The following is a 16995-nucleotide window of genomic DNA, read 5'->3' as shown; positions in this document are numbered from 1 at the left end:
CAACTGCTCCGCACACAGATGTGGTCATGGCACTGGGCACACATAACCAATAATGGAGACACTGTATGACCGCCACGATGGACACCAAATTGCCCGCGCCCATGGCCTCGCTGTGGGATGATGCGCACGCCGCCACCTTGAGCGAACCGGAGCTGCTGCTGTACCGCTCGAACCTGCTCGGTTCCGACATGCGCATCACCAACTTTGGCGGCGGCAACACCTCGGCCAAGATCAGCATGACCGACCCGCTGACGGGCGATTCAGCCGAAGTGCTGTGGGTGAAGGGCTCCGGCGGCGACCTGGGCAGCATCAAGCTCGACGGTTTTTCCACGCTTTACATGGACAAGCTCAATGCCTTGAAAGGCCGCTACCGTGGCCTGGCGCTGGAAGACGAAATGGTGGCCTATCTGCCGCATTGCACCTTCAACCTGAACCCGCGCGCGGCCAGCATCGACACCCCGCTGCATGCGTATATCGCGCGCAAGCATGTCGACCATATGCATCCCGATGCGGTGATCGCGATTGCCGCCTGCGCCAACAGCAAGACATTGACGCAAAAGATATTCGAAGGCGAACTGGGATGGCTGCCATGGCAGCGCCCCGGCTACGACCTGGGCCTGAAACTCGAAGCGCTGTCGCAGTCGCAACCGCATTTGAAAGGCATTATCCTCGAAGGCCACGGCCTGTTTACCTGGGGCGATACGGCCAAGTCCTGCTATGAAGTGACCTTGGCCATCATCAAGCGCGCCGAAGACTGGCTGGCGGCCAACACCACGCAGCCGGCGTTTGGCGGTGCCAGGGTCGCGCCTTTGCCATCAGAAGAGCGTGCCGCCCTGGCCCAGCGCCTGATGCCTGTATTGCGCGGCAAGATCAGCCAGGACGAATACAAGCTTGGCCACTTCGACGACAGCGCCAATGTGCTCGATTTTGTTTGCAGCAACGATTTGTTGCCGCTGGCCGCGCTCGGTACTTCCTGCCCCGATCACTTCCTGCGCACCAAGATCCGTCCGTTCGTGATCGACTTCGACCCAAGCAACCCCGATTTTGACCGCTTGGTGGCGGGCCTCGACGATGCGCTGGCCGCCTACCGTCTTGAGTACATCGCCTACTATATGCGCTGCAAGCACGACAACAGCCCGGCCGTGCGCGACGCCAATCCCATCATCTACCTGATTCCCGGCGTGGGCATGTTGTCCTTCGCGAAGGACAAGGCAACGGCGCGCATCGCCGGCGAGTTTTATGTCAATGCGATCAACGTGATGCGCGGCGCCAACGGCGTCGACACTTATGTCGGCTTGCCGGAACAGGAAGCGTTCGATATCGAATACTGGCTGCTCGAAGAAGCCAAGCTGCAGCGCATGCCCAAACCGAAAAGCCTGGCCGGGCGCATCGCCCTGGTGACCGGCGGCGCCGGTGGCATCGGCCAGGCCGTGGCGCGCCAGCTGCTGCAGGAAGGCGCGTGCGTGATGCTGACCGATATCGATGGCGAAGCGCTGGCGCAAGCCGAACAGAACCTGTTGAAAGTGGCGGGCCGCGACAATGTCGCCACGGTGCGCGCCAATATCACGGCCGAGCATGAAGTCGAAGCCATCCTGAACGCGGCCGCGCTGCGCTTTGGCGGCGTCGATCTTTTGGTCTCGAACGCCGGCATCGCTTCCTCGGCGCCGGTGGAAGACACGACCCTGGAAATGTGGGAGCGCAACCAGGCTATCCTGGTGACCGGCTACTTCCTGGTCAGCCGCGCGGCGTTTCGCGTCATGAAGCAGCAGCAACTGGGCGGCAGCATGGTATATGTGGCCAGCAAGAATGGCCTGGTGGCCTCCGGCGGCGCCTCGGCCTATTGCACCGCCAAGGCGGCCGAAATCCACCTGGCGCGCTGCCTGGCGCTCGAAGGCGCGCCGCATGGCATCCGCGTCAATGTGGTCAATCCCGACGCCGTCATCCGCGGTTCGCGCATCTGGGACGGCAAGTGGAAGGAAGAGCGGGCCGCCTCGAACAAGATCGATTCGGACGATATCGAGGAATTCTACCGCCAGCGCAGCCTGTTGAAACGCAGCGTGCTGCCGGAAGACATCGCCGAAGCCGTGTATTTCCTGTCCAGCGAAAAAGCGGCCAAGAGCACCGGCAATATCATCAATGTCGATGCCGGCAATGCTGCAGCGTTCACACGATAATCAAGTCCTATAAAAAGCAGCCGGCCAACGCGCCGCGCTGCGCACAAGGAGACGCAACATGAACACCATGATCAACGAAGGCCTGGTGGCCGAGCACAATGCCACACTGCAAGCCAACCTCGATGCCGACTACGCGGCGCTGGCCGGCGTACTGGAGCGGCGCGGCCAGGATATCGAAAAACTGACGGCGCTGGCCCAAACCTTTGCCGTGGCCGTGCCGAGCTGGGGCGCCGGCACGGGCGGCACCCGCTTTGCCCGCTTTCCCGGCGTGGGCGAGCCGCGCAATGTGTTTGAAAAGCTCGAAGACTGCGCCGTCATCCATCAACTGACGCAAGCCACGCCGGCCGTCTCGCTGCATTTTCCTTGGGACAAAGTCAGCGACACGGCCGCCCTGCGCGAAATCGCGCAGGGCCATGGCCTGGGCTTTGACGCCGTCAACTCCAACACGTTTCAAGACCAGCCGGGCCAGGCGCATACCTACAAGCACGGCAGCCTGACGTCGCAAAGCGCGGCCGTGCGCGCACAGGCGGTCGAACACAATATCGAGTGCATCGAACTGGGCCGCGCACTGGGTTCAAAAGCGCTGACGGTATGGGTCGGAGACGGCGCCAATTTCCCGGGCCAGCACAATCTGCGCGGCGCACTCGAACGCTATCTGGACAGCATGCGCGACATCTACGGCGCCCTGCCCGCCGACTGGAATATCTTTATCGAGCATAAACTGTTCGAGCCGGCTTTTTACGCCACCACCATTGCCGACTGGGGCACCAGCTTTGCCTGCGCCACCGCACTGGGACCGAAAGCCAAATGCCTGGTCGACCTGGGCCACCACGCGCCGAACACGAATATCGAAATGATCGTGGCGCGCCTGGCGCAGTTCGGCAAACTGGGCGGCTTCCATTTCAACGACAGCAAATATGGCGACGACGACCTCGATTCGGGCAGCATCAACCCGTTTCAATTGTTCCTCGTCTTCAACGAACTGGCCGATGCGGCCGAACGCGAAGGCAGCTCCTTCAAGCCCGCCTACATGCTGGACCAGTCACACAATGTGACCGACCCCATCGAAAGCCTGATGAGCAGCGCCGTCGAAGTGCAGCGCGCCTTTATCCAGTCCGCGCTGGTCGACCGCGCCGGCCTGCGCCACCTGCAGGAAAGCAACGATGTGCATGCATCCGCGCAAGCCTTGAAGCAGGCCTTCCGCACGGATGTCGGCGCGATTCTGGCCATGGCGCGCCTGCGCTCGGGCGCGGCCATCGATCCGGTGGCGTGCTACCGCACCACGGGCTACCGCGAAGCGCGCGGCGTGGTGCGCCCACCGAAAGCAGGCGCCAGCAGCAGCGGCATTGTGTAAGAGCCGTGATCGGGCGGCATGCAGCTTCCAGGCATGCCGCCAAGCAAGCAGGTAAAATGCCTGGCACTGGCGCAAGGTTGCGCCGCAACCAGGTCTACGCATGTCTTCATTCTCTCCCGGCGCCCTGCTGCGCAATCTGAAACCCGATAATTTTACGATCGCCCTGCTCGTCACCGTTGCGCTGGCAAGCCTGTTGCCGTGCTCGGGCACGACCGCCGTGGTGTTCGGCCATGTCACCACCGTCGCCATCGGCCTGCTGTTTTTCCTGCACGGCGCCAAGCTCTCGCGCGAAGCCGTGGTGGCCGGCGCGCTGCACTGGCGCTTGCACCTGCTGGTGCTGGCCAGCACCTTCATTTTGTTTCCGCTGCTGGGCCTGGCGCTGCGTCCGCTGGCCCTGACCTTCCTCACGCCCGAGCTGTACATGGGCATCCTGTTCCTGTGCGCGCTACCGTCCACCGTGCAGTCCTCGATCGCCATGACCGCCATGGCGCGCGGCAACATCCCTGCCGCCATCTGCAGCGCCTCGGCCTCGAACTTTATCGGCATCTTTCTCGCCCCCATCCTGGTCGGGCTGCTGGTCGCCAAGGGTGCGGAAAGCAAGTCCTCGGTCGACGCCGTCCTGTCGATCGTCATGCAGCTGCTGCTGCCATTTTTGGCCGGGCAGTTCCTGCGCCGCTGGATCGGCCGCTGGGTCGACCGCCACAAAGCGACACTGAAATACGTCGACCAGGGTTCGATCCTGCTGGTGGTCTACACGGCCTTCAGCGAAGCGGTCAACGAAGGCATCTGGCACACCCTGTCGGTGGAAACGCTGGTGGCGCTCGGCCTGATCAGCCTGCTGCTGCTGGGACTGGTGCTGGCCATCTCCACCTTTGTCAGCCGCCGCCTGGGTTTTTCCAAGGAAGATGAAATCGCCATGGTTTTTTGCGCCTCCAAGAAAAGCCTGGCCAGCGGCGTGCCGATGGCCAAGGTACTGTTCTCGACCCGCTCGCTGGGCATGGTGATTTTGCCGCTGATGCTGTTTCACCAGATTCAATTGATGGTGTGCGCGGTGATTGCGCAGAAATATGCGCGGCGCGACGAAGAGGTGGCAGTGAGCAAGTACGGCTGAGGCGGTGTCTGAATGTCCGGCCTTTGCTGCGCAATGACGCATGCTACTATCGCCGTTTCATTGCACCGGTGAACCATGGAACTACGGCAGCTCCGCTATTTCATCCGCGTCGTCGAATTGGGAAGCATGGGCCGGGCGGCCGCAGACCTGGGCGTGGTCACCTCTACCCTCAGCCAGCAAATCAGCCGGCTGGAAGGCGAACTCTCCACCCGCCTGTTACGCCGCACGACAACGGGCGTCGTCCCCACTGACGCCGGCTTTGCCTTCTGGCGCCAGGCGCAGCTGGCACTGCGCCATGTCGACGAGGCGGCCCGCGCCGCGCAGCACGCGCGCCTGTCCGGGCACGTGAGCGTCGGTCTTGCGCCATCGACGGCATCGGTGCTGGCGCTGCCGTTCATGAACGGCTTGCGTGCCCGCTATCCAGATATCCGTTTGCATCTTGTCGAAAGCCTGTCAGGCAACCTCGCGGCCATGCTCAATGCGCGCCAACTCGACCTGGCGATCCTGTTCGAGACGGACGGGGCCAAACGCCTGAGCGCGACACCGCTCCTTGATGAAAGTCTGTTTGTCATCGGCTCCCCGCAGCTGGTTGGCATGCCGAAGGGCAAGCAAGTGCGTCTCCGGGAGATCGGCGCGCTGCCCTTGGCCATGCCGAGCGGCACCCACGGCTTGCGGGCGATCGTGGCGACCGCGTTTGCGCAGGCCAAGTGCGAACCGAACATCGTTGCCGACATCGACGGCCTGGCCATCCTGATGGATGTTGTCCGCGCCGGGCTGGCGGCGACCATCCAGCCCGGCGCGGCAACCTCGCGCCTTCCTGCCTCCGAGGTACGGCTGGTGCAGGTGGCGGACGCCGGCGTGCGCCGCCGCAACCAGCTGGCCAGCCTGCCTGAGGATGAGCTCTCGCCCGCAGTGCTGGCCAGCCGCATCGTGCTGCGCGACGTGGTGCGCGAACTGGTTACCGGCGCCGAATGGCCCGGTGCAAGTCTTCACGAATCCTGAACGCCGCTTGTGTAACCGGCCACTACCGGAGTTGAACCAGTCCACCTAGAATTTACCCCCACAACAAGGAGGTATTCGATGGTGGATGTACTGGTCATTGGTGGCGGCAATGCGGCACTGTGTGCGGCACTGATGGCGCGCGAGGCGGGCGCTTCGGTCCTGCTGATCGAGGCTTCGCCGCGTGAATGGCGCGGTGGCAACTCGCAACACACGCGCAACCTGCGCTGCATGCATGAGGCGCCACAAGACGTACTGATCGACGCTTATTCAGAGGAAGAATACTGGCAGGACCTGCTCAAGGTCACTGGCGGCATCACCGACGAAAAGCTGGCGCGCCTCGCGATTCGCGCTTCGTCGAGCTGCCGCGACTGGATGCGCCGGCATGGCGTGCACTTCCAGCCGCCGCTATCGGGCGCGCTGCATGTGGCCCGCACCAACGCCTTTTTCATGGGCGGCGGCAAGGCCCTGGTGAACGCCTATTTCCGCAGCGCCGAACAGCTCGGCGTCGAGCTGCGCTATGACACGCCGGTGGTGTCCGTCGAGCTCGACGGTGACCGCTTTGTTGCCGTGCATACGGCCAAGGGCGAACGCATTGCCGCGAAAAGCTGTGTGCTGGCGGCCGGCGGCTTCGAGTCGAACCGGGAATGGCTGCGCGAAGCATGGGGCCAGAACGCGCGCGGCGAATGGCCGTCCGACAATTTCCTGATCCGCGGTACGCGCTTCAACGAAGGCGTGTTGCTCAAGCACATGATCGCTGCCGGCGCCGACGCAATTGGCGACCCGACCCAGGCCCACATGGTGGCGATCGACGCCCGCGCGCCGCTCTACGACGGCGGCATCTGCACCCGCATCGACTGTGTCTCGCTCGGCGTCGTGGTCAATCGCGAAGGCGACCGTTTTTACGACGAGGGCGAGGACTTCTGGCCCAAGCGCTACGCAATATGGGGCCGCCTGGTGGCGCAGCAGCCGGGCCAGATCGCCTACTCCATCACCGACCAGAAAGCCATCGGCCGCTTCATGCCGCCGGTGTTTCCCGGCACCGTGGCCAACACGCTGCCCGAACTGGCCCGCCTGCTCGGCCTGCCTGAACAGGCCTTCGTGCAGACGGTGCACGATTACAACGCCGCCTGCCGTCCCGGCAACTTCGACCACACCGCGCTCGACGACTGCCGCACCGCCGGCCTGGCGCCCGCCAAGACGCACTGGGCGCGGCCTGTCGACACCGCGCCATTTTATGGCTACGCGCTGCGCCCGGGCGTCACCTTCACCTATCTGGGCCTGAAGGTCGACGAACATGCCGCCGTGCACTTCGGCGGACGCCCCAGTCCGAATCTCTTCGTCGCCGGTGAAATGATGGCCGGCAACGTGCTTGGCCAGGGCTACACCGCCGGCGTCGGCATGGCCATCGGCACCGCCTTCGGGCGTATCGCCGGCACTCAGGCGGCACTCGCTGCAAAGAAAGTACACCATGCAACAGCTTGAATCCCTGACGCGCGAGGCCAGCACGCTGGCCAGGGGCGGCTATCCCACGATCCCTATCCTGAGCGCGAATGAAGTCGAAGTCGGGCGTCAGATGACGGTCTGCAATTCCTGCCGTTATTGCGAAGGCTACTGCGCCGTATTTCCGGCCATGACACGGCGGCTGGAGTTCAACAAGGCCGACATCAATTACCTGGCCAACCTGTGCCACAACTGCGGCGCTTGCCTGCATGCCTGCCAATACGCGCCGCCGCACGAATTCGCCATCAACGTGCCGCAGGCCATGGCCAAGGTGCGCCTTGAAACCTATACCGATTACGCCTGGCCGCCCGCCCTGGGGGCACTGTACAAACGCAACGGCCTGGCGCTGTCGCTGGCGCTGGTGGCCGGGCTGGCGTTGTTCCTGGCGCTCGCCGCCAGCGGCCAGGGTTCGCTTCTGCAGGTACCGATGGGCGGCAGCTTTTATGCGGTTTTTCCGCATAAGCTGATGGTGAGCCTGTTCGCGCCCATCTTCCTGTTCGCGCTGCTGGCGCTGGGCCTGGGCGTGCGGCGCTTCTGGCGCGACGTCACGCCCGGCGCCGCCTCGGCAGCGGCCGTCGGCGACGCCGCCGACAAGGTGCTGCGCCTGAAATTCCTGGGCGGTGGCCATGGCGCCGGCTGCAACAATGCCGACGATGCCTTCTCGATGGCGCGGCGACGCTGCCACCACCTGACGTTTTACGGCTTCATGCTGTGCTTCGCGGCCACCGGCACGGCCACCCTGTATCACTATCTGTTCGGTTGGGAGGCGCCCTACGCTTTCGGCAGCCTGCCCAAGCTGCTGGGCATCAGCGGCGGCGTTGCCTTGCTGTTCGGCACCGCCGGCCTGTTCGTGCTGAACCTGCGCCGCCATCCCCTGCAAGGCGATGCCGCCCAGAAGCCGATGGACCGCGGCTTCATTGCGCTGCTGTTCCTGACGGCCGCGAGCGGCCTGATGCTGATGCTGGCGCGCGCCACGCCCGCCCTGACGCTGGTGCTGTGCCTGCACCTCGGCACGGTGATGGCGCTGTTTCTCACACTGCCATACGGCAAGTTTGCCCACGGCATATTCCGCAGCGCGGCGCTTCTCAAGTGGGCGATCGAGAAACGCCAGCCGAGCTCGCTGCAGCTGGGCGACGACTGAACCGCAAGCGAATGACGTCCGATGACGCCTTTGCCCGGCGCATCGCGTTCAAGACCAACGGCATAACCCAAAAATACGGAGACACCAACATGACCGGCAAAATCAGCCATACAGGCGCAACGGTTGCTGCACCCCCATCGAAGTTCGGCGCTGTACTGCGTGTGACCAGCGGCAACTTTCTCGAACAGTTCGACTTCTTCCTGTTCGGCTTCTACGCGCACTATATTTCGAAGGTATTCTTTCCAGTCGATAGCGAGTTTGCGTCACTGATGCTGACATTCGCGGTGTTCGGCGCCGGCTTCCTGATGCGCCCGCTCGGCGCGATCATCCTCGGCGCCTACATCGACAAGGCTGGGCGTCGCAAGGGACTGATCGTGACGCTCTCGATCATGGCCAGCGGCACGGTCCTCATTGCGCTGGTTCCAGGATACACATCGATCGGCCTGCTCGCGCCCGCGCTGGTGCTGCTCGGCCGCCTGCTGCAAGGTTTCTCGGCCGGGGCCGAACTTGGCGGCGTTTCAGTCTACCTGGCGGAGATCGCCACCCCGGGGCGCAAGGGTTTTTACACCGCGTGGCAATCGGCCAGCCAGCAGGTCGCCATCGTGATGGCGGCGGCGCTGGGATACGGCTTGAATCAGTGGCTGTCGCCGGAGCAGGTGGCCGCGTGGGGCTGGCGCATCCCGTTCCTCATCGGCTGCGCGATCGTGCCTTTCATCTTCATTCTGCGCAAAAGCCTGCAGGAGACTGCCGACTTCCAGGCGCGCCGACATCACCCCGACACCCGCGAAGTGTTCGAATCGATGCTGCGCAACTGGCGCACGGTACTGACCTGCATGCTGTTCGTCGCGATGACCACCACCACTTTCTACCTGATCACCGTCTACACGCCGACCTTCGGCCGTAGCGTGCTGCACTTGAGTACGGCAGACAGCCTGCTGGTCACGCTGCTGGTGGGACTGTCCAATTTCATTTGGCTGCCAATCGGCGGCGCGCTATCGGACCGCATCGGCCGCAAACCCATCCTGGTCGGCATCTCCCTGCTGGCGCTGCTGACCGCTTACCCGGCGATGTTGTGGCTGGTCGCCAACCCCAGCTTTGGGCATTTGCTGGCGGTATTGCTGTTGTTCTCGTTCTATTTCGGCATGTACAACGGCGCCATGGTCGTGGCGTTGACAGAAGTCATGCCTGTCAACGTCCGGGTAGTCGGCTTCTCGCTCGCCTTCAGCCTTGCCACCGCTGTCTTCGGCGGCTTTACTCCCGCCATATCGACCTATCTGATTGAACTGACCGCCAACAAGGCCTCGCCCGGCCTGTGGATGAGTTTCGCGGCACTGTGCGGGCTGGTGGCGACCTTGATACTCTACCGGCGCGGTGGCGCGGCGAGTCGCGGCGAGCAGCAGGAAAGCGCCGCCCGCCAAGGCCGGTCAGCTGCGCGCGCCTGACTCCTTCGCACGCAGTTTCACCAGATCCAGTTGATGGTGCGCGCGGTGATTGCGCAGCGCTATGCGCGCAGGGATGAGGGTAAAGAAAAGCCGGTGTCTACGCCGTAAAAAAGGCGCCGGGAAGCCAGCCGGCAATGCCGTTCACCTGTGGGGCGATGCTCCGCTCGGGTGGATCGACTGGTCCTTATGCTGCGCGGGCCCGTGCCTGGATCAGACGTTTCAGCGCCGGTAACGCCGGACTGGCTAGCGTACGAGTGACGTTGAAGCGCATCTTCGACGCGGCATGTCTGTCAAGCGAAAACAGAACGCCAGGCGCCAGCAGGTGGCCCTGTTTCAACAGCTCGTCGGCCAACGGCATGGCATCGAGATCGTGCGGCAGCGTCGCCCACACGTACATGCCCGCGCTGGTATCGCCGTCCACGGTGCAGCCAAGCGCGCCCAGCGCCTCGATGACCGGCTGCCGGCACTCGTCGAGCCGGCTGCGCAGCTGCGCGCAATGATGGCGGTAGCCGCCCTGCGACAGCAACTGGTAGATCACGCGCTCGCCGACCGATTGCGCCGCGATCTCGCTGACGGTCCGGTACACCTGCAGCCAATCGAGGATCTTCGCGTTTGCGCACATGTAACCGACGCGCAGACCGGGGGCGATGGTTTTCGAAAAACTGCCGATGTAGATGACGCGCTGCAGCTGATCCAGGCTCGCGAGCCGGGTCGCGGGGACTGCGGCGCCGGGCGGCATCAGGTCGCAGTACGTGTCGTCCTCGACGATGATCAGGTCGAATTCTTCCGCCAGGCGCAGGATCTGGAACGCCTTGTGCGGCGAGATGTGGCTGGACGTCGGGTTGTGCAGCACCGAATTGCAGAAGAAGAACCTCGGGCGATGCTGCGTGCAGTAGTCACGCAGGGCCTCGATGTTCGGCCCGTCGGCCTCGCGCGGTACCCATAACAGGTGCAGGCCGGAGGCCAACAGGCGGTCGCGCAGCAGGAAGGAACAAGGGTCTTCGACCAGCACCTGCTCACCGGGTGTCCGCAACCAGGCCAGGATGATCAGGTGCAGCGCATGCGTGGCCCCGGCCGTGACCATGATGCGCGCCACCGGCGCATCGATGTGCAGGTCGCGCAGCTTGGCCTGCAACTGCTGGCGCAACGGCAGATAGCCCAACGTGTCGCCGTAGCCCGTGAAGCTGCGCATGCTGCCCCGCGCCACGGCGCGCATGGCCTTGGCAAGGCCGGTCTCGTCAAGCCAGTCGGAGGGCAACAAGCCGAGACCCGGCATGCTGGAGAGATTTGCGGCAGGCTGCACCAGCTGGAAACGCCACCAGTCAGGCAGCGTTGGCACCGCGCCGGCCTCGATGGGCGCCTGCACCGGCCTGCGCTGCGCCCGAACAAAGAATCCCGACCCGGCGCGCGACTCCAGGTATCCGTGCGCGACCAGCTTGTCGTACGCGCGCGCGACGGTGTCCCTGCTCACTTCGCACTCGTCGGCCAGCTGGCGTACCGAGTGTATGCGCTTGGCCGGTGCCAGCCGGCCCGACTGGATCTCGGCAACGATGCGCTCGAAGATGCGGTCCACCAGCGACGTACGTTTGCAGCCGCCGGCCGCCGGGATGAGCGCTTCCTTGTTGAACGTGACTGCGGGGCGATGAACGGGACGTCCGCGGGACATGAGGTCTCCTGGCAAGCGGCGCGAATTCCTGCATGATGAATTCGTCAGTACGAAAAGGAGGATATGCGCCAATACTGTACTGTTGTTACAGGAGTATGACAGAATATATTGATGACACTAACTTTCATTATAAAGGGTGTCCATCATGCATCGCAAGAATTCACGTTTAGCCCTACGCCAGGTGATTCTCCCCGGTGCGCTCGCCGGCATCTTCGCCTTGAGCGCGCCGTCCGGCGTCCATGCCCAGCAGGCTCCGGCCGCCGGCAACGTGGCTTCGTTGCATGACTATGACCTGAAAGCTGGCCCGCTCGTGCAGATGCTCGAAGCGATCGAAAAAATCAGTGGCCGCCGCATCGACTTCGATCGCGCCGACCTGGCCAAGGAGCGCGCCAAAGCGGTGAACGGCAACTTGAGCGCCGCTGCGGCCCTCAACCAGGCACTGGCCGGCATGCGCTACGTCGTGCAAGACGACGGCGCCGGCGCCCTCGCCGTCACGCCGGTCACGAAGGTCGAGGTGGTGGCGCGGCGCGACCAGGCAGAGACGGAGTTCAAGGCGGACCGCTCGGATACCTCGACCCGCAGCGGCACCAGCCTGCACAGCGTACCTGGCTCGGTCACCCTCATCACCAGCAAGGTGCTGGAATCGCAGCAGGCGACGGACCTGACGGAGGCGCTGCGCAACGTCAGCGGCATCAACCTCGCCAAGTCGCCGCAGAGCAACACGGCGTTCGGCGTGCGCGGCTTCTCCGCGACCTCGTATACGAACGGCGTCACCGACAACAGCGCCGTTTACCGAAGTGCGCTCTCCGTGGAGCGCGTCGAGGTACTGAAGGGACCGCAAGCGATCTTGTCGGGCGGCAATTCACTGGGCGGCGCGGTGAGCATCGTTGTCAAAAAGCCACAGGCGAACACGATCCGCGACCTGACCGTGCAAATCGGGTCGTTCGGCGAAAAGATGATCGGAGCTGACCTGTCGGACAAAATCGGCGACGACGAACGGTTCACGTACCGGACGGTCGCCAGCATACAGGACATCAATCGCAACGAGGTTGGCATGGACGGCAAGCAGAACAAGTCGTTCCTGCAGGCGCTGCGCTGGAAGGACGGCAAGACCGACTTCATCGCCAGTGCCGATTACTCGAAGGACAAGAAACCGCTGGAGAGCTACACGTTTGCGCGCGGCGACGGCGTGATCCTGCCCGTGCCGAACCGGCTGCTGGGCAATCGCGCCGACGGCGTCGACGTCAAGGTGCGCCGCTTCGGCTACCAGCTGGAACAAAAGTTCACCGACAACGTCGTGCTGATCAGCCGCCTGCAGAGCACCCACCAGGATTTCGACCTGCACATCTCGGCGCCGGGCGGCCTTGAGTACGAAAACGGCGCTCCGTTGGACTCGCCGAAACCCGACGTGCTGTTCTTCGCGTCGCGCACGACGCGGCCGGAGGACACGCTCAGCGGCGACCACTACATGCGGCTCAGCTTCCCGACGGGCGAGGTGCGCCACAAGCTCTCGGTCGGTTTCAACCACACGAACAACGAGATACAGCACACGCAGTATTCCGGCGATCCCGTGAGTGTCCCGGTGTATTCGCCGACGCCATACAACTTCCAGGATCTGCGCGAGCGCGCCGCCACGCGCAGTTATACCAGGCCCATCGTACAGCGCCAGCGCGGCATCTACGCGCAGGACTTGATGACTTACGGGGATTGGAACCTGCTTGTCAACGTGCGGCGTAGCCGCTACACCGTGCCCGAGCTCACAACCACCGAATTCGCCACGCCGAAAAATGTCTTCTACACCGAGCCGGGCCTGAAGACGTATCACACGACACCGGGCGTCGGCCTGGTGTACCATCTCAATGACAAGACGTCGCTGTACGCCAGTTTCGCAGAAGGCTTCCAGCCGAGTTCAACCCTGGCGTGCAATGGCAGCATCGTGCCGCCCGAGCAGACCCGCAACCGCGAAATCGGCGCCAAGTTTGACCTGTTCGACAGCAAATTCACCCTCACGACGAGCGCATACTCGCTGCAGCAAGCGAACCGGCTGTTCTATGACCGCATCAAAAATTGCTACAACGTGGGCCAGGGGCAGCGTACCCAGGGCGCGGAAATCGATGCGCAAGGCCGGCTGCTGCCGGGGCTGGAAGCGATCTTCAACTACACCTACACGCAGGTCAAGGACATGGCCGACCCCAACGCGCTGTTCGCCGGGCAGCCGAAGCACAAGGCAAACCTGTGGGCCGTGTACAGATTCCAGCAGGCCGACCTGAAGGGCCTCGGGATCGGCGCGGGGATTTCGGGCAAGAGCAGCAGCCTCGGCTCGACGTGGCAGCCGTTCATCGTGCCAGGTGGCGCCCAGGTAGACGCCAGCGTTTACTATACGACGGGACCCTGGAGCGCGACGGTGGGCGTGAAGAATGTGTTCGACCGCCTGCTGTACGACACCACGAGCGGCAGTAACTACATCCCGGTCATGACCGGCCGCGCGTACGTGCTGACGGTCAAGCGCAGCTTCCAGTAACAACAGGGCACGAACGATGCATAAAACGCTGCACGCACCACTCCGGCCCAGTCTTTCCACCCTGGCGTTCAGCTACTGGCGACAGGGGGGAAGCTGGAAAGTCTACGCCATGCTCGCCGTCATGCTGGCCACCGTCTTTGGCAGCACTTACCTCGCCATCTGGGCCAACCAGCTGACAGGCGAGGTGACGGACTCCCTGCTGACCATGAAATGGGACAAGATCTGGCCGGTCCTGGCGGCGGCCATCGTCGCCGGACTGTGCATCGGAACGGTGTCGGTCGTCTACATGGCGGTACAGAACTTCCTCGGGCTACGATGGCGCACGTGGATGACCGAGAAGCTCCAGCGGGAATGGCTGGCGGCGCATGCCTTTTACGACATCGAACGCGACGGCCGGTTGAGCAACGCCGACCAGCGGATCGCGGAAGACGTCCGCTTGTATACGACGCAATCGCTGACTCTGTTCTTCAATTTCCTGGGCATGCTCGTCAACATGGTCAGCTTTACCGCAGTGTTGTGGGGCATGTCGGGCTTGTTGCGGTTCGAGATCTCCGGCATGACGTTCGCCATTCCCGGCACGCTGGTCTTCGTCGCCTACGCCTACAACATCGGCAGCCTGCTGCTGGCGCACTGGGTCGGCAAGCGGCTCGTTGGCCTGAACATCGAAAAGCAGACCGTCGAAGCGGACTTCCGTTACGGCGCCATGCAGATCCGGGAAAACGCGGAGCAGATCGCCTTCTACGGCGGCGCCGGGACCGAGCGGCGCCGCCTGACCGGCCTGTTCGCCCGGGTCCGGGACAATACGGCCGCGCTGATCATCCGGCGCGCCAAGGTGATGCTGACCTCGTCCGCGTATTCCCACCTGTTCACCGGCCTGCCGACCATCGCCGCGCTGCCGCTGTACCTGACCGGCCAGATCACGCTGGGTGGCGTGGTCAGCATCGCCGGCGCGTTCAGCATGCTCAGCAATACGCTGAACTTTTTCAGCCAGTCGTACGAGATGGCAGCCGAATGGCTTTCCCTCGCCAACCGCGTGCGCGACCTGGAATGGGCCATCCACAAGGCGCACCTGCGCCAGAGCGGCTTCACGTTAACGCGCCAGCCGGCGCCGGTGCTCGCGACCGGCCCGCTGACGCTGCTCGATCCGATGCAGCGCACGCTGACGCGCCTCGGCCCGCTGCGCATCGCGCCGGGCGAGCGCTGGATCGTGCGCGGCCCGTCCGGCGTCGGCAAGAGTACCCTGCTGCGCGTGCTCGCGGGCCTGTGGCCGTACGGCGCCGGCGAGGTGAATCTGCCGGAAGGTGCGGCGGTGATGTTCGTTCCGCAGCGCAGCTACCTGCCAACCGGGCCGTTCAAGGAGGCGCTGTGCTACCCGCGCGCAGCCGAGGATTTCGACGACGATAGCTGCCGCCGGGTGCTCGCGCAATGCGGGCTCGACCAGCGGATCGAAAACCTCGCCGTGTACGACAACTGGCAGAAACAGCTGTCGGGCGGCGAACAGCAGCGCGTTGCGTTCGCGCGCGTGCTGCTGCACGCGCCGGATTTCGTCTTCCTCGACGAGGCGACCAGCGCGCTCGACCCGGTACTGGAAACCCGCCTCTACACGGCCCTGGTCGAATCGCTGCCGCATGCGGCGATCGTCAGCGTCGCGCACCGGCCGGAACTGGCCCGCTTCCACGACCATGCGCTCGACGTTGGCGCCGTGAGCGACGCCCCACCAACCCCTGACAGATCGCATAACTGTACTGAAACTACGCGCGATACCGTCTGACAAAAACTGCCTATTGCTCCCCGTTACATTGCATGACATGGCTGTTAATCTGGGTGTGCTGGCTTCTCGCAATCTTAATAAGGAAACAAATATGACTTCGACCATCCTGAATGCAACTGACGCGTCCTTCGAAACCGACGTTCTCAAGGTCCCTGGCCTCGTTCTGGTGGACTTCTGGGCCGAATGGTGCGGCCCGTGCAAGGCGCTCGCCCCCATCCTCGCCGACCTCGCCGACGAATATCCCGAAGTGCGCATCGTCAAGGTCAATGCGGACGAAAACAAGCAGATCGGCGAACAGCTGGCCGTTCGCGGCCTGCCATCGCTGCTGCTGTTCTCGGACGGCGTGGAGTGCGCCCGCCTGCTCGGCACCCAATCCAAAACCCGTCTCGCGGCCCTGCTCGACGAGAAGCTGGAGGCCTGAATGAGTCTGAACGCCTATCAATCCGATCCGGCCCTGCGCGACGCAGCCATCGAACGTCTGCGCCGCAATGCCGTGGCCGAATGCCTGGCCCCGGGGCCGCTCAAGTGGGACGGCAGCAAGGGCAGCCTGGTCGGCTGCATCCTTGAAAGCGACGACCTGACTCAATGGGAGCAGACGCTCGGCCTGCCGCAATGGCTGGCATTGACCGCCGATGGCGTCGCCGCCGCGCAGGAATCTGTCGACGCCGCGCTGGCGTTCGGCACCGACCTGCTGGGCGCCGTCCGTCCCGGGGCGGACGTGTCGCGGGCGGGCAGCGCCGTGATCATCAGCGTCCTGGCCGATGCCGATGAATTCGTCGGCAAGCTGACGGACATTCCGGCCGAACTGAAACACCTGTCCGAACAGGTGCAGGGCCTGCAACGCAGGGTGCTGGAAGGCGAGCGCCCGGCACCGGCCGAGTGGCGTCCCGTGCGCCGCGCCGCGACGGCGTTGACCGATACGCTGGAGTCGGAAGTGATGAAAAGCCTGTCGACATGTGTCGAGACTGCGGCCTGGGATCCGACGACGTCGAAGGCGGTCGTGTTCGACACCCTGCGCGTCTACAGCCAGGCCGCCGTCCACAAGGCTTGTGCGGAGGCCGGCTACACGGTCGAGATCGACAACGAGATCCGCACCCATCTCAAACTGATGTGGGACACCTACCTGGCTGACAGGCCCGAGTTGCAGGGAAAGGGTACCACCGTGTTCACGCTACTCAAAGAGCACTATCCGGAGGTCGAGGCCAAGATCCAATGGAAAATGCAACTTGACCGTGAGGCTTACGCCTACGCAAACCGGCGTGCCGCCGAGGTCCTGATCGAACAACTGAAACGCATCTGAGCACCTACTTCAC

General features: G+C 63.8%; 12 protein-coding genes. 11 read left to right on the top strand and 1 reads right to left on the bottom strand.

The window, feature by feature from the left end; translation table 11 throughout:
* Positions 1 to 65: 65 nt before the first annotated feature.
* From CD932_RS10640 to CD932_RS10610, 7 genes are all read left to right on the top strand, one after another.
* Positions 66 to 2174, top strand: a complete 2109-nt coding sequence (locus CD932_RS10640) for a bifunctional rhamnulose-1-phosphate aldolase/short-chain dehydrogenase (RefSeq protein WP_254926547.1) — start codon at positions 66 to 68, stop codon at positions 2172 to 2174.
* 58 nt (positions 2175 to 2232) lie between these two features.
* Complete coding sequence (gene rhaI / locus CD932_RS10635) at positions 2233 to 3528, top strand: L-rhamnose catabolism isomerase (protein WP_094442613.1); 1296 nt, start codon at positions 2233 to 2235, stop codon at positions 3526 to 3528.
* 100 nt (positions 3529 to 3628) lie between these two features.
* The gene (locus CD932_RS10630) at positions 3629 to 4639 is read left to right on the top strand and encodes a bile acid:sodium symporter family protein (protein WP_094442612.1); all 1011 of its coding nucleotides are present in this window, start codon (positions 3629 to 3631) and stop codon (positions 4637 to 4639) included.
* A gap of 75 nt (positions 4640 to 4714) precedes the next feature.
* Positions 4715 to 5641, top strand: a complete 927-nt coding sequence (locus CD932_RS10625; protein ID WP_094442611.1) for a LysR family transcriptional regulator — start codon at positions 4715 to 4717, stop codon at positions 5639 to 5641.
* 78 nt (positions 5642 to 5719) lie between these two features.
* Entirely contained in the window at positions 5720 to 7123 is a 1404-nt protein-coding gene (gene tcuA, locus CD932_RS10620) for an FAD-dependent tricarballylate dehydrogenase TcuA (RefSeq protein WP_094442610.1), read from the top strand.
* On the top strand, positions 7110 to 8282 hold the full coding sequence (gene tcuB, locus CD932_RS10615; RefSeq protein WP_094442609.1) for a tricarballylate utilization 4Fe-4S protein TcuB: 1173 nt from the start codon (positions 7110 to 7112) through the stop codon (positions 8280 to 8282). The genes tcuA and tcuB overlap by 14 nt, the downstream gene beginning before the upstream one ends.
* A gap of 89 nt (positions 8283 to 8371) precedes the next feature.
* Positions 8372 to 9724: an MFS transporter gene (locus CD932_RS10610; protein WP_094443575.1), complete on the top strand. Its 1353-nt coding sequence runs from the start codon at positions 8372 to 8374 to the stop codon at positions 9722 to 9724.
* Between the two features lie 184 nt (positions 9725 to 9908).
* Here CD932_RS10610 and CD932_RS10605 read toward each other — a convergent pair whose 3' ends face one another.
* The gene (locus tag CD932_RS10605) at positions 9909 to 11390 is read right to left on the bottom strand and encodes a PLP-dependent aminotransferase family protein (RefSeq protein WP_094442608.1); all 1482 of its coding nucleotides are present in this window, start codon (positions 11388 to 11390) and stop codon (positions 9909 to 9911) included.
* A 145-nt stretch (positions 11391 to 11535) separates the two neighbouring features.
* Here CD932_RS10605 and CD932_RS10600 point away from each other — a divergent pair, with 145 nt between their 5' ends.
* The 4 genes from CD932_RS10600 to CD932_RS10585 all read left to right on the top strand — a co-directional run bounded on the left by CD932_RS10600 (position 11536) and on the right by CD932_RS10585 (position 16982).
* Positions 11536 to 13911, top strand: a complete 2376-nt coding sequence (locus CD932_RS10600) for a TonB-dependent siderophore receptor (protein WP_094442607.1) — start codon at positions 11536 to 11538, stop codon at positions 13909 to 13911.
* A gap of 16 nt (positions 13912 to 13927) precedes the next feature.
* Positions 13928 to 15682, top strand: coding sequence for an ABC transporter ATP-binding protein/permease (locus CD932_RS10595; RefSeq protein WP_094442606.1), 1755 nt, complete (start codon positions 13928 to 13930; stop codon positions 15680 to 15682).
* 91 nt (positions 15683 to 15773) lie between these two features.
* Complete coding sequence (gene trxA / locus CD932_RS10590; RefSeq protein ID WP_094442605.1) at positions 15774 to 16103, top strand: thioredoxin; 330 nt, start codon at positions 15774 to 15776, stop codon at positions 16101 to 16103.
* Positions 16104 to 16982, top strand: coding sequence for a hypothetical protein (locus CD932_RS10585; protein ID WP_094442604.1), 879 nt, complete (start codon positions 16104 to 16106; stop codon positions 16980 to 16982).
* The last annotated feature ends 13 nt before the right edge of the window (positions 16983 to 16995 follow it).

Origin of the sequence: Janthinobacterium sp. PC23-8 (genome assembly GCF_002250505.1) — a bacterium.
Lineage (GTDB): Bacteria > Pseudomonadota > Gammaproteobacteria > Burkholderiales > Burkholderiaceae_D > Janthinobacterium.
The sequence above is the reverse complement of the archived record's forward strand: the minus strand, read 5'-3'. Positions and strand labels throughout refer to the sequence as shown.

Excerpts from the sequence above, each read along its gene's own strand:
- CD932_RS10625 (WP_094442611.1), top strand. The coding sequence starts at position 4,715 with ATGGAACTACGGCAGCTCCGCTATTTCATCCGCGTCGTCGAATTGGGA.
- CD932_RS10595 (WP_094442606.1), top strand. The coding sequence starts at position 13,928 with ATGCATAAAACGCTGCACGCACCACTCCGGCCCAGTCTTTCCACCCTG.
- CD932_RS10640 (WP_254926547.1), top strand. The coding sequence starts at position 66 with ATGACCGCCACGATGGACACCAAATTGCCCGCGCCCATGGCCTCGCTG.
- CD932_RS10585 (WP_094442604.1), top strand. The coding sequence starts at position 16,104 with ATGAGTCTGAACGCCTATCAATCCGATCCGGCCCTGCGCGACGCAGCC.
- tcuA (WP_094442610.1), top strand. The coding sequence starts at position 5,720 with ATGGTGGATGTACTGGTCATTGGTGGCGGCAATGCGGCACTGTGTGCG.
- trxA (WP_094442605.1), top strand. The coding sequence starts at position 15,774 with ATGACTTCGACCATCCTGAATGCAACTGACGCGTCCTTCGAAACCGAC.
- CD932_RS10610 (WP_094443575.1), top strand. The coding sequence starts at position 8,372 with ATGACCGGCAAAATCAGCCATACAGGCGCAACGGTTGCTGCACCCCCA.
- rhaI (WP_094442613.1), top strand. The coding sequence starts at position 2,233 with ATGAACACCATGATCAACGAAGGCCTGGTGGCCGAGCACAATGCCACA.
- tcuB (WP_094442609.1), top strand. The coding sequence starts at position 7,110 with ATGCAACAGCTTGAATCCCTGACGCGCGAGGCCAGCACGCTGGCCAGG.
- CD932_RS10605 (WP_094442608.1), bottom strand. The coding sequence starts at position 11,390 with ATGTCCCGCGGACGTCCCGTTCATCGCCCCGCAGTCACGTTCAACAAG.
- CD932_RS10630 (WP_094442612.1), top strand. The coding sequence starts at position 3,629 with ATGTCTTCATTCTCTCCCGGCGCCCTGCTGCGCAATCTGAAACCCGAT.
- CD932_RS10600 (WP_094442607.1), top strand. The coding sequence starts at position 11,536 with ATGCATCGCAAGAATTCACGTTTAGCCCTACGCCAGGTGATTCTCCCC.